The organism is Protofrankia sp. Cas4 (assembly GCF_963555915.1).
Lineage (GTDB): Bacteria > Actinomycetota > Actinomycetes > Frankiales > Frankiaceae > Protofrankia.
Window position 1 is genome coordinate 39,851 of sequence record NZ_CAUVXL010000066.1, and the last position, 14,177, is coordinate 54,027.

General features: G+C 69.9%; 13 protein-coding genes. 9 read left to right on the plus strand and 4 right to left on the minus strand.

Annotated features, from left to right (window positions below):
- Positions 1-253: 253 nt before the first annotated feature.
- The 4 genes from U9979_RS06770 (at position 254) to U9979_RS06785 (ending at position 5,262) form a co-directional block, all read left to right on the plus strand.
- Entirely contained in the window at positions 254-1,999 is a 1,746-nt protein-coding gene (locus U9979_RS06770; RefSeq protein ID WP_322778683.1) for an adenine deaminase C-terminal domain-containing protein, read from the plus strand.
- A gap of 321 nt (positions 2,000-2,320) precedes the next feature.
- Positions 2,321-4,186 (plus strand): 3-hydroxybutyryl-CoA dehydrogenase, encoded by a 1,866-nt coding sequence (locus U9979_RS06775; protein WP_322778684.1) that lies wholly within the window; start codon positions 2,321-2,323, stop codon positions 4,184-4,186.
- Positions 4,187-4,342: 156 nt separating this feature from the next.
- Entirely contained in the window at positions 4,343-4,978 is a 636-nt protein-coding gene (locus tag U9979_RS06780) for a YkvA family protein (protein ID WP_322778685.1), read from the plus strand.
- Positions 4,975-5,262, plus strand: coding sequence for a hypothetical protein (locus U9979_RS06785; protein ID WP_322778686.1), 288 nt, complete (start codon positions 4,975-4,977; stop codon positions 5,260-5,262). The genes U9979_RS06780 and U9979_RS06785 overlap by 4 nt, the downstream gene beginning before the upstream one ends.
- A 31-nt stretch (positions 5,263-5,293) precedes the next feature.
- On the opposite strand, the gene U9979_RS06790 is transcribed toward U9979_RS06785, so the two are convergent.
- Positions 5,294-5,944: a sugar-binding protein gene (locus U9979_RS06790; protein ID WP_322778687.1), complete on the minus strand. Its 651-nt coding sequence runs from the start codon at positions 5,942-5,944 to the stop codon at positions 5,294-5,296.
- Between the two features lie 81 nt (positions 5,945-6,025).
- Entirely contained in the window at positions 6,026-7,363 is a 1,338-nt protein-coding gene (ccrA, locus tag U9979_RS06795; protein ID WP_322778688.1) for a crotonyl-CoA carboxylase/reductase, read from the minus strand.
- Between the two features lie 160 nt (positions 7,364-7,523).
- Between ccrA and U9979_RS06800 the strand changes: the two genes are divergently transcribed.
- On the plus strand, positions 7,524-8,081 hold the full coding sequence (locus U9979_RS06800) for a SigE family RNA polymerase sigma factor (protein WP_322749627.1): 558 nt from the start codon (positions 7,524-7,526) through the stop codon (positions 8,079-8,081).
- On the plus strand, positions 8,078-9,049 hold the full coding sequence (locus tag U9979_RS06805; RefSeq protein ID WP_322778689.1) for a VCBS repeat-containing protein: 972 nt from the start codon (positions 8,078-8,080) through the stop codon (positions 9,047-9,049). Before U9979_RS06800 ends, U9979_RS06805 begins: the two co-directional genes overlap by 4 nt.
- Positions 9,050-9,070: 21 nt before the next feature.
- Here the strand turns inward: U9979_RS06805 and mce are convergent, their stop codons facing one another.
- A complete protein-coding gene (gene mce / locus U9979_RS06810) occupies positions 9,071-9,493 on the minus strand; it encodes a methylmalonyl-CoA epimerase (protein WP_322749625.1) in 423 nt (140 codons plus the stop codon).
- Between the two features lie 162 nt (positions 9,494-9,655).
- On the opposite strand from mce, the gene U9979_RS06815 reads away from it, so the two are divergent.
- Together U9979_RS06815 and meaB are read left to right on the plus strand one after the other, a co-directional pair.
- On the plus strand, positions 9,656-10,840 hold the full coding sequence (locus U9979_RS06815) for an acetyl-CoA C-acetyltransferase (RefSeq protein ID WP_322778690.1): 1,185 nt from the start codon (positions 9,656-9,658) through the stop codon (positions 10,838-10,840).
- Positions 10,837-11,856, plus strand: a complete 1,020-nt coding sequence (gene meaB / locus U9979_RS06820) for a methylmalonyl Co-A mutase-associated GTPase MeaB (RefSeq protein ID WP_322778691.1) — start codon at positions 10,837-10,839, stop codon at positions 11,854-11,856. Before U9979_RS06815 ends, meaB begins: the two co-directional genes overlap by 4 nt.
- Positions 11,857-11,877: 21 nt before the next feature.
- Here meaB and U9979_RS06825 read toward each other — a convergent pair whose 3' ends face one another.
- On the minus strand, positions 11,878-13,491 hold the full coding sequence (locus U9979_RS06825) for a hybrid sensor histidine kinase/response regulator (RefSeq protein ID WP_322778692.1): 1,614 nt from the start codon (positions 13,489-13,491) through the stop codon (positions 11,878-11,880).
- Between the two features lie 276 nt (positions 13,492-13,767).
- On the opposite strand from U9979_RS06825, the gene U9979_RS06830 reads away from it, so the two are divergent.
- Positions 13,768-14,061, plus strand: coding sequence for an MTH1187 family thiamine-binding protein (locus tag U9979_RS06830; protein WP_322749621.1), 294 nt, complete (start codon positions 13,768-13,770; stop codon positions 14,059-14,061).
- Positions 14,062-14,177: the final 116 nt, after the last annotated feature.

Below are 14,177 nucleotides of genomic sequence, written 5' to 3' on the forward strand. Positions count from 1 at the left end.
GTGAGCACAGTCGGCTTGCATGGCGGCAGAGTGATGACGCCATGCCCCTCATCCGCTGTCCTGTCGTTCCGTCGTTCCGCACCGCTGCTCGACGCCATACCGGGTGTTGCTCTGCCGTGTGCGGCCCGGCCCGAGGCCGTGAGGTTGGTGCGTGCCGGAATCCGGGCGACGTCGCTGAGCCGAATCGGGCGGGGGCGTTGCGTTGCATTGCGCCCTACACCGTGCTCGCCAGACCTGGGTTTTCGGAGGCTATATGACCGCCGAGCGTGACCGTGAACGGATGCGGCTCGCGTCCGCCCCGGCGCTCTGCTCGCCCGAAGCTGCGCCGGCGGCGCCGGCCGGTGGGACGGCCCGCGCCGCGCGTCCGGTCCGCCGTACCGGGTTCGATGCCGTTGGCGCGTCCCACCTGGCGCCGACCGCGGCGGAGCTCGAGCAGCTGCGGCGGGTCGCGAACGGAACGCAGGAGGCGGATCTGGTCGTCCGCGGCGGCATGATGGTCGTCGTCCAAACCGGTGAGCTGCGGCGTCGTGACCTGCTCATCGCCGGTCGGTTCATAGCCGCGGTGACACGCCCCGGGACGCTGGGTGCCCGCCGCGCTCTGGATGCCTCCGGCCGCTACCTCCTGCCGGCCTATGTCGATCCGTACGTCCGGTTAGAACAGACCTTGCTGACGCCCGGGGAGCTCGCTCGTCTCGTAGTGCCCCGAGGGACGGTCACCCTGCTCGTGGACGCCGGCCTGCCGGTCACGCTGTGCGGACCGCGCGGTGCGCGGCTCGTGACCGCCTCCGGGACCCCGGTGCGCCTGCTTGCCAGGACCTCCCCGGCCGGCGGCGGTACGGGCACGCGGGCTGGCGCGAGCCTCCCGGACACCGGGACGTGGCTGCCCCGTCAATCCGTTCCCTTAGTCGGGTCCGCCGATCTCTCGCTGCCCGGGATGGCGGGCACCGGCGCCGTAGCCGGGATGCCCGGCCTGGACGGCACGGCCGTGGGTGACCGTGCCGCCGCCGACCGTGCCGCCGCCGATCTGGCCGCCGCCGATCTGGCCGCCGACGACCTGGCCGCCGACGCGCCGCTGGAGTTCTCCGGCGCATGGAAGATCACCGAAATCGCCGACCACGGCCACCTCGACCGGGTGGTCCGCCGTACGGTCGGGGCCGGCGTGGAGCCGATGGCCGCCATCCGCATGGCCACCCTCGATCCGGCCCGCCGGTACGGCCTGGACCACCTGCTCGGATCGCTCGCGCCGGCGCACCTGGCCGACATCCAGATCGTCAGCGACATCGCGGGATCCGGGCCGCCGGAGATCGTTCTCGTCAACGGGCGGATGGCCGCCGAGCGCGGCCGTCCGCTGTTCGACAACCTCGATGTGCTCCCGGACTGGACCCGAGAGCGGGTGACCCTGCCGTCCGGCCTGTTCAGCGGTTCCTTCGCCGTTGCGGCGACCGCAGCCGGCCAGGACTCCGCCGGCCCGAACTCCGCCGGCCCGGTCAGGGGCGTGCAGGTGAGCGTCGCGGCGGACGGGACTGCCGGGGTCGAGGTCGTCGCGGTGCGGCCCGGCCGTGCAGACGGCGGCACCGGTCATGCGGCGGCCGATCCCGGGCACGACCTGCTCAAGGTCGCCCTGGTCACGCGGGGGGCGGACCGGGCCGGCGGAATGCGGGTGGGTTTCATCCGCGGGGTGGGCCTGCGTCAGGGTGCGATCGCGATGGCCACGAGCGTGGCTCCCGGCGATCTGGCCGTCATCGGGGTCGCGGACCAGGACATGATGACCGCGGTGCGGGCCCTGGAGGGAATGTGCGGCGGCTTTGTGGTGGTCGACCGCGGATGGGTGTTGGCGGCGTGCCCGCTGCCGGTGGCGGGGTTGATGAGTGACGCTTCGTGGGAGGCCGTGCGCGATCAACTGGCCGGGGTTGACTCGGCCGCCGCCGCGCTCGGCTGCACCATTCCGTCGCCGTTTCTGACCCTCGCGCCGCTGGGCGGGCAGCTCTGCCAGCACTGATCATCGACTACTGATCACCGACTACTGATCACTGATCACTGATCAGCGCCAACGATGTGAGATGAGTGTCGCTGCGGCAACTTCGGATTCACATCGTTGCGCGGTTTCGCGTCGCGCGGTGCCTCGTCGCCCGGTTTCGCGTTGCGCGGTTTCGCGTCGCGCGGTGCCTCGTCGCCCGGTTTCGCGTTGCGCGGTGCCTCGTTGCGCGGTTTCTCATGGATGCCACGTCGGATGGCGATCGTGCGCTTGTGCGCCAAAGATCTGAGAGTATCTCGCGCACCGCCAGCGGGCATGGACACAGCGACGAGAGGGGTGGTCGGCATGGCCCAGGACTTCGCGAAGGTCGGAGTTGTCGGACTCGGCACCATGGGCGCGGGGATCGCTGAGGTCCTTGCCCGCGCCGGCATCGACGTGGTGGGCGTCGAGCTCAACGACGAGACACTCGCCCGGGGGCTCGGCCACATCCGCCACTCCACCGACCGGGCGGTCAGCCGCGGCAAGTTGACCGAGGCCGACCGGGACGCGCTCTTCGGCCGGATCCACGCCGGCACCGACCTGTCGGCTGTGGCGGCCTGTAGGCTGGTCGTCGAGGCGGTGCCCGAGCGGATTGAGGACAAACGGGCGGTTCTCGCCGAGTTGGACGCACTGTGTCCGTCCGGAACGATCATCGCGACGAACACGAGTTCACTGTCGATCACCGAGCTGGCCGCCGGCACGTCCCGGCCCTCGCGGGTCGTCGGCACCCACTGGTTCAACCCGGCGCCGGTGATGGGCCTTGTAGAGATCATCCGTACGGTGGTGACGGACCCGGCGGTGCTGGCGGATCTTGAGATGCTGGTCACGAAGGTCGGCAAGACCGCCGTTGTCGCCGGGGACCGGGCCGGCTTCATCGCCAACGCCCTGCTGTTCGGCTACCTCAACAATGCCGTGCGGATGCTGGAGGCCCACTACGCCACCCGTGAGGACATCGATGCGGCCATGCGGTTCGGCTGCGGTCATCCGATGGGCCCGTTGGCGTTGCTGGATCTGATCGGCCTCGACGCCGCGTACGAGATCCTCGATTCGATCTACCACACCTCCCGGGACCACCTGCACGCTCCGGCGCCCCTACTCAAGCAACTGGTCACCGCCGGGATGCTCGGTCGCAAGACCGGCCGCGGCTTCTACACCTACGCGGCTCCCGATTCATCCGAGATCGTCGATGCCGTGACATCGGACTCCGTCATGTCCTCCGCGTCCGGGACCGCAGCCGGGACCGGGACAGCAGCCGCGTCCGGGACAGCAGCCGCGTCCGGGACCGCAGCCGGGACCGGGACCCGCCGATCGGGCGCGCCGCCCCGACCGGTGCGCACGATCGGTGTCATCGGTACCGGAACCATGGCCAGCGGGATCATCGAGGTCGCCGCCCGCTCCGGCTATGACGTGGTCCTGCGTGCGCGCGGCCAAGCGAAGATCGCCGACGTCCGCAAGAAACTCGAGTGGTCGCTGGACAAGGCGGTCGCCAAGGGCCGGATCACCCTGGATGAGCGGGCCGCGACCCTCGCGCGGGTGCGGGCCACGACCGATCTTGCCACGTTCGCCGACTGTGACCTCATCATTGAGGCGGTCGTGGAGGATCTCGAGGTCAAGCGAGCCCTGTTCGCCGAGATCGACGCGATCGCCCGACCCGGGGCGATCCTCGCGACCACCACGTCGTCTCTGCCGGTGATCGAGTGTGCGACCGCCACGTCGCGTCCCCAGGATGTGGTGGGGATGCACTGGTTCAACCCGGCCCAGGTGATGCGGTTGGTGGAGATCGTGCCGACCGTTCTGACCGCCGACGACGTCACCGCGACGGTTCTGGAGGTCGCGCGGGCGGCCGGCAAACATCCGGTGCTCTGCGCGGACCGTGCCGGGTTCATCGTCAACGCGCTGCTGTTCCCGTATCTCAACGACGCCGTGAGGATGTTGGAGGCGCATTACGCGGATGTCGAGGCCATCGACACGGCGATGAAGGTCGGCTGCGCTCATCCGATGGGGCCGTTCGAGCTCGCCGACGTCGTAGGCCTGGACGTGACGCTTGCCATTGTGCGCACGCTGTACCTGGAGTTCCGGGAGCCCGGATACGCCCCGGCGCCCCTGCTTGAACACCTTGTCAAGGCAGGTTATCTCGGTCGCAAGACCCGGCGCGGCTTTCGCGTCCACTGATCCGGCGACGGGGTCGGTGACCGGTCCGGGGCGGTTCGGACGCGCGTTTCGTCGCCTACGATGGCGCCGGACATCATGTTGTGCCGGTTCGGATCTTGTACTGGGCCGGGTACCAGCATGACCCGCCTGGTCCCGCCGTCGTTTCGGAGGAAGCCCATGGTCTCGCTGGACAAGGACGCCGCACGGGAGGTCGGCCGCGAGATCGCGACGTTCGTGCCCGATCTCGTGGTGATGTTGCGGCGGGTTCTCGTCGACCCGCGGGTGTCGCAGTCGGCCAAGATGGAGGCTGCGGCATCCCTCGCCTATCTGATCTCGCCGCGCAACCGGCTGACGAACCTGATTCCCGTCGTGGGTCAGCTGGACGACATCGCGCTCGTGGCTTTCGCGTTCCGTCGCCTGCAGATGGGCGCGGGCGAGGCCATCCTGCGCGAGCACTGGCGCGGCAGCGACCGGACCTTCCAGGTCATGATCGGCGCGTCTTCTGCGCTGTCATCGCCGCGAGGGATGATCCGACGGGTGAAACTGGCCAGGACGCTCGCCGAGTCGACCATGGACCGGCTAGCCGGCTCCCGTCGGCGCCCTGGAATGGGAGATGACCCGCACCGCGTCATCGAGGGTGAAGTCATCGACGGTGACCGTGTCAGGGGTGACCGCGTCAGGGGTGACCGTGTCGAGGATGACGTCGTCGGCCGGACGCCCGCGTCCGAGCCCGGCACCGACCGGGGCATACCACGGCCCCGCGTGGCGCGCCCCCGCCGCCCGGAAGATCCGCCGGCGTCGCGTCCGCGGTGACCCGCAGACGGTCGCGGCGCGCGCGGCCGGAGCGACCACCGCTCCCACCGGCCGTCGTCGGCGCCGAGACGATCGAACAGCGTGCCGACGGGGACTGGATCGTGCGCCGGATCAGCGGCGCGGCCGCACGCAAGTACTACCGCTGCCCCGGCTGCCAGCAGGAGATCCTGCCGGCGACCCCGCACGTCGTCTGCTGGCGCGATGATCATATTGCCGAGCGTAGGCACTGGCACACGACCTGCTGGACCCGTCGTGACCGGCGCACCATCCCGCCGGGCTGGTGATCCCGCTGGGCCGGCGGCGGGACCGGACGGCTCAGGAACGGGCGGCCGCCGGTTGCCCGGTGTCCGCCGGCGACGGGTCCGATCCGAGGTCGAGCGGAGCCATGGCCGCTGCCAACCGGTCGCGCAGCTGACCAAGCTGGGCGGTCACCTGGTCCCGCTGTCGGCCGAGATCAGCCAACCGGCGGCGGGACTCCTCCTCGGCTGTCTCGGCGGTCGAACGCGCGGCGGCGACGATGGTCTCGGCCTCGGCCTGCGCTGTCGAGAGGATCTCCTGGGCGCTCGCCTCGGCATCGCGGATCGTCCGCTCGTGGGTCCGCCGCGCCTCGGCATGCTCCTGCTGGGCCTGCTGGAGCGCGGCGTCCACCTCCCGCGTCCGCTCCGCCCGCACGTCGGCGGCTTCCTCCTCCGCGAGCTGGAGAATCTGGGTGATCCGGCCGCCGAACTCCTCCCACGCGGGTCGGTTGGCAGCGAGATGATCACGTGCCGTCGCGGTTTCGGATGCGGCCTCGGACGCCGCGGCCTCGGCGGCGGCCCGATGCGACTCCGCTTCGCGCAGCTGCTCGACGAGCCAGTTGACGTGCGCTTTGACCTGATGTGGGTCGTAGCCGCGACGAACCAGATCGAAGTCCGGAGACGCGTCCGTGCCGTCGGACATTGGGATGAGATCGGTTTGCTCGCTCATAGGACATCAGAGTGCCAGACCAGCCACCGGGAGGTGCAGGAGCCGGTATGCAGTCGGCACCGGGACAGAAATCGGGCCGCTCTAAACTCCGCGAAACCTGTTGATCGCGGTGAGATGGCGCTCGCGGGTGGCGCCGTCGCGCACCCCGAGACCTTCAACCGGTGCGAGGCAGAGTACCCCGACCTTGCCCTGATGGAGGTTGCGGTGGACGTCGTAGGCGGCCTGACCGGTCTCGGTGAGCGGGTAGACGCGGGACAGGGTCGGGTGGACCAGGCCCTTGGTGATCAGCCGGTTGGCCTCCCACGCCTCGCGGTAGTTCGCGAAGTGCGATCCGACCACCTTCTTCAGGTTCATCCACAGGTAGCGGTTGTCGTAGGAGTGCATGAAGCCACTCGTGGACGCGCAGGTCGCGATCGTACCGCCACGTCGGGTGACGTACACGGACGCGCCGAAGGTCTCCCGCCCGGGGTGCTCGAAGACGATGTCGGGATCCTCGCCGCCGGTCAGTTGGCGGATCTTCTTGCCGAGGCGCTGCCACTCCTTGGGGTTCTGGGTGTGCTCGTCGGTCCAGAACCGGTAGTCCTCGGCGGCCCGGTCGATCACCAGATCGGCGCCCATCCGGCGTACGATCTCGGCCTTGCGCGGCGAGGACACGACACACACCGGGATGGCGCCGCCGTTGAGTGCCAGCTGGGTCGCGTAGGAGCCGAGCCCGCCGCTCGCGCCCCAGATGAGTACCACGTCGCCCTGTTTCATGTTGGCGCCGTTGTGGGATACCAACTGACGGTAGGCGGTGGAGTTCACCAGCCCGGGTGCGGCGGCCTCCTCCCAGCTCAGATGCGCGGGCTTGGGCATGAGCTGGTTGGCCTTGACCAGGGCGAGCTCCGCGAGCCCGCCGAAGTTCGTCTCAAAGCCCCAGATGCGCTGCTCGGGGTCGAGCATGGTGTCGTCGTGGCCGTCCGGGCGTTCCAGCTCGACCGACAGGCAGTGGGCGACCACCTCGTCGCCGGGGGACCACATGTGTACGCCGGGACCGGTACGCAGCACGACACCGGCGAGGTCGGACCCGACCACGTGGTAAGGGAGGTCGTGGCGTTTGCCGAGCGGGGACAGCCGGCCGTAACGCTCCAGGAAGCCGAACGTCGGCAGTGGTTCGAAGATCGACGTCCAGACGGTGTTGTAGTTGATCGTGGAGGCCATCACGGCGACCAGCGCCTCGCCGGGACCGAGGTCCGGGGTCGTGACCTCGTCGATGTGCAGGGCGCGCCTGGGGTCCTTGTCCTGGGATGTCAGCCCGTTGAAGATGTTGATCTCGTCCTTGCGAACCACCGCTCCCCGGTAGGTCTCGGGTACCGGCAGGGCCGCGAACGCCGCTTTGGGCGTGTCGGAGGCGAGAATTGCCTCGACAATTTCCTTCACGATCGACCTCCCGTGCGTCATCCGGTGGCGCTGGGCAGATGCTACCGACGGGTATGCCTATGAGTCGCGCGGTTGGGGGTGTGCGTCCGCGCTGGAAGCGATACAACCTGAGAGCAACCATTTGGGGTAGGAGAGCGTCTGACGTGGCGTGACCGCGCCCATGACAGTAGTGGAGGGGTGGCGGCCCGTGCCTGCGCGGAGCGACGCCGCTCGCAGCGAGGTCGCCCGGGATGCTGACGCCGCCCTGACGGCTCTGTATTCAGAGCACTACCGGTCGCTGGTCCGCCTTGCCGCCCTCCTCCTGGATGACGTCGGGCTGTGCGAAGAAGTTGTCCAGGACGCCTACATCCGCGTGCACGCCGCCTGGGGGCGGCTGCAGGACAGGGACAAGGCGCTCGCCTACCTACGGCAGACGGTGGTCAACCTTGCCCGCTCGACGCTGCGGCGGCGGTTGGTGGCCCTCAAGCATGCGCCCAAACCCATGCCGGACGCGGCCAGCGCGGAGGAGGGCGCCTACACCCTCGTCGAGCGCGCCGCGGTCATACAGGCGCTGCGGGAGCTGCCGCGCCGCCAGCGCGAGGCCGTGGTCCTGCGTTACTACGCGGACCTCTCCGAGGCGGACGCGGCAGCGGTCATGAAGTGCAGCGTCGGCTCGGTCAAGGCTTACACGTCCCGCGGGCTGGCCGCGCTCGGCACCAAGTTGGAGGGTCTGCGGTGACCGCGCTCGAGCCTGACGAGCTGCGTCGTCTACTGACCGAAGCGGTTGATCCGGTTCGGGCTTCCCCGGCAGGCTACGAGCGGATCCGGGCCGGGATCATCCGCAGGCGGCGGATGCGGGTGCCGGCGACGACCGTCGGTGGGCTGGCGCTGGCCGGTTTGATCAGCCTCGCCTACGTGGCGATCGAACCCGGTCCCCCGTCCATCCTGGTTGAGCCGACCGTGCCGCCGCTGACCCAGCCGACTCCCGAGGTGACCGCGGTCCGCACGGCGGCCTCGCAGCCACCGGGTCACGGTGGGACGGGCGGGGGCGGTCAGGTGCGGCCGTCGGGGACGCCGAGCCGGTTGGAGACCTCGGCGTCGCCCACCAGCCCGAATCCGGGGGACGGGGTAACGCCGACGGCGTCGGCCAGCCGTCCCAGCGGCACGCCCAGTAACGTCCACTCGCCGACCCTCCCGCCGCCGGTGTCCGTCCCGGCGATGGCCGGCGATGTCGACGGGGATGGCGTGAGGGACCCGGCGACCGTGTCCGACAGCACGGTCAGGGTCGCGCTGAGCATGTTCGGATCAACCGCGGTGACCTTCCCGGCGGTGGCGGCACCGTTCACTTTCTCGATTGTCGACATTGACGGTGACGGTTACGGCGAGCTGATCGTCCAGACCGACAGCAGCGGCGAGACCAGAAACTATGGTGTCGCCAGGCTGACCTCGACCGGGCAGTTGCGGGTCGTCAACGGCAGTCCGCTGCGTGCCGGTCTCAACGGCGACCATGGTGACGGTTTCCGCTGTGAGAGCGGAAAAGTCGTGGTCGCCGCGGGAGACCGGACCACGGACAGGATCTACCAGGTGACATCGACGACATGGCAGGTGACGGGCACGGGGTTCACGGCGGTCGGCTCGCCCGCGAACGCCACGGTGGACCTGGCATCGGCTCCGTCACCCTTCACCGCCGGCTGCGGGATCGCCTGACTCCACATTGTCGCGAAGCGGCTATTTGGGGAGGGCCTGTACCAGTTCTGTGAGCACACCGCCGGTGTCCTTCGGGTGCAGGAAGGCGATACTCGCGCCCATCGAGCCGTGCCTGGGCCGCTTGTCGACCAGGCGGACGCCCTGCCCGGCGATGGCGGCCAGGGCACCTTCGACGTCGTCGACGCCGTAGCCGACGTGGTGGACACCCTCGCCGTTGCGGGCGAGGAACTTCCCGACCGGGGAGTCATCCCGGATCGGCTCGAGCAGCTGCACGTATGAACCACCCGGGGCGGCCTCGGCCACGAGCAGCATGGCCTCGCGAACGCCCTGCTCCTCGTTGACCTCCCGGGCTGCCACGGTGAGCCCGAAGGTCGTCTCGTACCAGGCGATGGACGTGTCCAGGTCCCGGACGGCGATGCCGACATGATCGATTCTCGTGAACATCGCGGACTCGAGCCCTCTCTCTCGCGGGTGTGGACGCGATGCTGCCATACCCGCTCCCCACGGACACCCGTCTCGACTCCGACGTGCCCGCTGGCCGCAGCATCTTGATGAAGATCACGTTATCGTTGCAGAACACGCAGTCGCACTCCCGGGAGGCCATCCATGCCTGGTTCTGTCATCGTGGCCGGCGCGCGAACCCCGATCGGCAAGCTGTCCGGCGCTTTGAAGGGCTTCCCCGCCGTCGAGCTCGGCGGATTTGCGATCAAGGCCGCGCTGGCGCGGGCCGGTATCGGTGGTGAGCAGGTCAACTATGTGATCATGGGGCATGTCATTCAGGCGGGTCAGGGGCAGATCACCGCTCGCCAGGCCGCGATCAGGGGCGGCATCCCCATGAGCGTTCCCGCGATCACGGTGAACAAGGTCTGCCTGTCGGGTCTGGACGCGATCGCACTCGCCGACACCTACATCGCCAGTGGCGAGTTCGACGTCGTCGTCGCCGGTGGCATGGAGTCGATGACACGTGCCCCGCACCTGTTGCCGTCCCTGCGTGAGGGCGTCCGCTACGGCAGTGCCGAGCTGCTGGACGCCACCGCCCACGATGCCCTGTTCTGCGCGGTCGACCAGGTCGCGATGGGGCTGGGAACCGAGCGGTACAACGCGGGGCTGGGCATCAGCCGGGTCGAGCAGGACGAGTTCGCCGCCCGCTCCCATCAGCGCGCCGCCGCCGCGATCAAGAACGGGCTGTTCGACGACGAGATCGTCCCGGTCGAGGTGCCCCAGCGCCGCGGTGACCCGGTGCTCGTCAGCCAGGACGAGGGTGTCCGCGGTGACACCACCTCGGAGGCGCTGGCGAAGCTGCGTCCCGCCTTCAGCGACGACGGCACGATCACGGCCGGCTCGGCCTCGCAGATCTCCGACGGCGCGGCGGCGGTCGTGGTGATGAGCCGGGCGAAGGCTGTCGAGCTCGGGCTGACCGTACTCGCCGAGGTCGGCCAGCACGGCTTCGTCGCCGGCCCGGACGCCTCGCTGCAGTCCCAGCCGGCCAACGCGATCTCGGCGGCGCTGCGCAAGGAGGGCCTGACTCCCGCTGACGTGGATCTTTACGAGATCAACGAAGCGTTTGCCGCGGTGGGGATCCAGTCCATGCGTGAGCTCGGTATCGGCCCGGAGGTCACCAACGTCAACGGCGGCGCGATCGCCCTCGGCCACCCGGTCGGCATGTCCGGTACCCGGATCGCCCTCACGCTCGCCCTTGAGCTGCGTCGCCGCGGCGGCGGCATCGGTGCCGCCGGGCTGTGCGGCGGCGGCGGCCAGGGAGACGCCCTCATCCTGCGTGTCCCGGCGTGACCGCTGCCCCTAGGACGGCAGCCCCGGCCCGGTTGCGTGCCGCGTCCGCCACCGATCTGGTGGACGCGGCCACCGCCGGTAGTCCGCGGGCGATCGCACGGCTGATCTCGCTGGTCGAGGATGCGTCCGGGCAGCTGCGCGAGATCATGGCCCTGCTTGCGCCACGGTCCGGTCGCGCGCAGGTGATCGGCCTCACCGGATCTCCCGGAGTGGGCAAGTCGACCTCGACATCCGCGCTGGTCAGCGCGTTTCGAGCTCGTGACCTGCGCGTCGGCGTCCTGGCCATCGACCCGTCGTCGCCGTTCACCGGCGGTGCGCTGCTCGGCGACCGGGTACGGATGCAGGAGCACGCCACCGACCCCGGGGTCTACATCCGTTCGCTGGCCTCGCGCGGGCATCTGGGTGGGCTGTCCTGGGCGACACCGCAGGCACTGCGGGTGCTCGACGCGGCCGGCTTCGACGTCGTGCTGGTCGAGACCGTGGGGGTGGGTCAGGCCGAGGTTGACATCGCATCACTGGCCGACTGCACAGTGGTGCTGCTGGCCCCGGGTATGGGTGACGGCGTCCAGGCCGCAAAGGCCGGCATCCTGGAGATCGCCGATGTCTTCGTGGTCAACAAGGCTGACCGCGATGGCGCGGAAAACACCTACCGCGAGCTCACGCACATGATTGCGCTCACCGGACCCGCAACCGCCTCCCAGGGGGCATGGCGACCCCCGGTCCTCAAGGCCGTGGCTTCGCGTGGGGAGGGCATCGCCGAGGTCGTGGATGCGATCGTCGACCATCGTGCGTGGCTGGTCGAGCACGGTGTCCTGGACGCCCGCCGGCGCCGGCGGGCCGCTGACGAGATCGAGCAGATCGCGCTCACCCAGCTTCGGCTCCGCATGGGTGACCTGCGCGAGGGTTCCCTGCTCGACGGCCTGGCCGCGGAGGTCGTCGCCGGCCGGACCGACCCCTACACGGCCGCCGACCGCGTCGTCGCCGGTCTGGCCACGACGCAGCCGCGCCACGACTGACATGTCCGCACGACTGACATGTCAGGGTGCGGTGTTGGCGGTGTTGGCGGTGTTGGCGGTGTTGGCGGCGGCGAGATGGCCGGCCGCGGCAACCACCGCGGCGACGTCCAGGGGCGCTCCCACCACGTCCACGGCACCGGCCTGGCGCAGCCGCACGAGGTCTCTCGGGTCATCGTCCATGGTGAGTACGACCGTGGGTATCCGCCCCGCCTGAGCGTCCGCTGCGAGGGTCCGCAGCAGGTCTTCGGCGCTGCCGTCCGGCAGGTCCCGGTCCAGCAGTACCAGCGACGGTCGGGACCGCCGGACCGCGTCGAGGGCCAGCGCGGCCCGCGGCACCGAGACCGTGTCCGCGCCGAGGGTGTTGCGTAGCACGTGTGTGACCATCGTCCGGGTCGCGGGATCACCACTGACGTGTACGACCCGGGGATAACCGACGTGGCGCGACGCTGCGTCCGATCGGGCGGCCAGGACAGCCGGCGCCGGACCGAACCCGTGGTCCGGGCCGTGTCCGTATCCGTATCCGTGTCCGTGTCCGTATCCGGGTCCCGGACCGAATCCGTCGAAGTCGTCGTCGTCGTCATCGTCGAAACGGACGTCGACGGTGTCCAGGACGACCGCGAAGACACTGCCGACCCCGAAACGGCTTGCCGCCGTCAGGACACCCCCCATCGCCGTGACCAGAGCGTGGGACAGCGCCAGACCCAGTCCACTACCCTCGACGCCCGTTCGTTCGGCTCCGAGCCGTTCAAACGGCCGGAACAGCCGGTCCATGGCCTCGGGTGGGAGTCCGTTGCCGTCGTCCTCGACCTCGATCCGGACCCGGGCTCCGGTGATGGGCACGATGCCCACCCGCAGGGTGCCGCCCTCGCGTCCGTACTTCAGCGCGTTGCCGACCAGGTTGAGCAGGACCTGCCACAGCCGGCGGCGGTCGGCGTCGGCGACTAGCGGCTCGGCCGGCGAGATGACCCGGCGGATGCCGCGTTGCTCCGCGAGCGGTTCGACCAGCTCGACGACACCATGGACGATCTCCAGGACGTTGACGGGTCCCTTTCTGATGTCACCGCGCCCGGCTTGCAGCCGGGCGAGATCGAGCACGTCGTCGATGAGGGCCTGCATGTGCCGGCCACCGGTGATGATGCGTTCGACGTCCTCGTGCAGCTCTGCCGGCAGTGGTTCGAGCTCCAGAAGTTGGGCGAAACCCAGCACGGCGTTGAGCGGGGTGCGCAGCTCGTGGCCGAGGCGTGCGATGAACTCGTCCTTGGCCCGGGACTCCCGTTCGGCGGTTTCCCGGGCGCGGACGTCCTCGGTGTCATGAGCGACGATCACGATGGCGCCTGACGGGTCGACCCGCACCGACACCTGGAACGGCGCCACGTTGGCCGCGGCGTCGAGGAGGTCGACGGTTCCCCGCCACTGCCCGGTGCGGGCCAGCGCGCGCGGCACGACATCGCGCAGCCGGACCCGTGCCGAGGGCTCGACCACGTCGGCCAGGTCCCCGAGGTGGACCGGTTCGGTTCCAGCCAACCGCTCGCCGAGGAAGGTTCTGGCCGCGGCTCCGGCATCGAGCACGCGACCATCCGCGCCGACCAGTATCACCAGGCTGGTCAGTGCGTCAAGGAGGGTCCGTGGAACCACCTATGCCTCGTCGTCCCGCGTCGTCCACTCCACGGCGGGCAATGGTAGGGCGTGCCTTCAGAGAGCGTTGTCCCGGGTTTGGTTGAAGGTCCGACTGTGTCGTCTGCGGACCTGGAATGTTGCGGAGGGTGGCATTCTCCCGGTGGGTCAACGTACGCGAGATCCTGAGTTCTTCGCCTGTGCCCGCGGGTGTCCGCGTGTGCCCGTGGGTGTCCGTGTGTGCCCGCGGGTGTCCCTGGGCGACAGACCGTCCGGGCGGCGTGGTAGGTGTGGAGCATGCTTGTGGCCTTCAGCGTGACACCGATCGGGACCGGCGAGGATGTCGGTGACCTGGTCGCCGAAGCCGTGCGGGTGGTACGCGCCAGCGGCCTGCCCAACGAGACGACGGCGATGTTCACCACGATCGAGGGGGAGTGGGGGGAGGTCATGGCCGTCGTACAGCGGGCGGTGGACGCGGTTGCCGCCCGATCCGGCCGGGTCAGCCTCGTGCTCAAGGCCGACATCCGCCCGGGGGTCACGGACGCGTTGCGGACGAAGGTCGCATCGATCGAACGGCGTCTGGAGGGCTAAAGGGCGCGCGACGATCGTCAGATCGCGCGTCCGGAGGCCGCAGTCCCCGGAGCGCTGGCGGAGCCCGGCCCCGCGTCCTAGCTGAGGCCTGCGTCCCAGCTGATCCCTGCGTCCCA

What these genes read in the sequence shown, in the direction of transcription:
- U9979_RS06830 (WP_322749621.1), top strand. Translation starts at nt 13,768, where the DNA reads ATGCTTGTGGCCTTCAGCGTGACACCGATCGGGACCGGCGAGGATGTC.
- U9979_RS06815 (WP_322778690.1), top strand. Translation starts at nt 9,656, where the DNA reads ATGCCTGGTTCTGTCATCGTGGCCGGCGCGCGAACCCCGATCGGCAAG.
- U9979_RS06790 (WP_322778687.1), bottom strand. Translation starts at nt 5,944, where the DNA reads ATGAGCGAGCAAACCGATCTCATCCCAATGTCCGACGGCACGGACGCG.
- U9979_RS06800 (WP_322749627.1), top strand. Translation starts at nt 7,524, where the DNA reads ATGACAGTAGTGGAGGGGTGGCGGCCCGTGCCTGCGCGGAGCGACGCC.
- U9979_RS06770 (WP_322778683.1), top strand. Translation starts at nt 254, where the DNA reads ATGACCGCCGAGCGTGACCGTGAACGGATGCGGCTCGCGTCCGCCCCG.
- U9979_RS06780 (WP_322778685.1), top strand. Translation starts at nt 4,343, where the DNA reads ATGGTCTCGCTGGACAAGGACGCCGCACGGGAGGTCGGCCGCGAGATC.
- mce (WP_322749625.1), bottom strand. Translation starts at nt 9,493, where the DNA reads ATGTTCACGAGAATCGATCATGTCGGCATCGCCGTCCGGGACCTGGAC.
- U9979_RS06775 (WP_322778684.1), top strand. Translation starts at nt 2,321, where the DNA reads ATGGCCCAGGACTTCGCGAAGGTCGGAGTTGTCGGACTCGGCACCATG.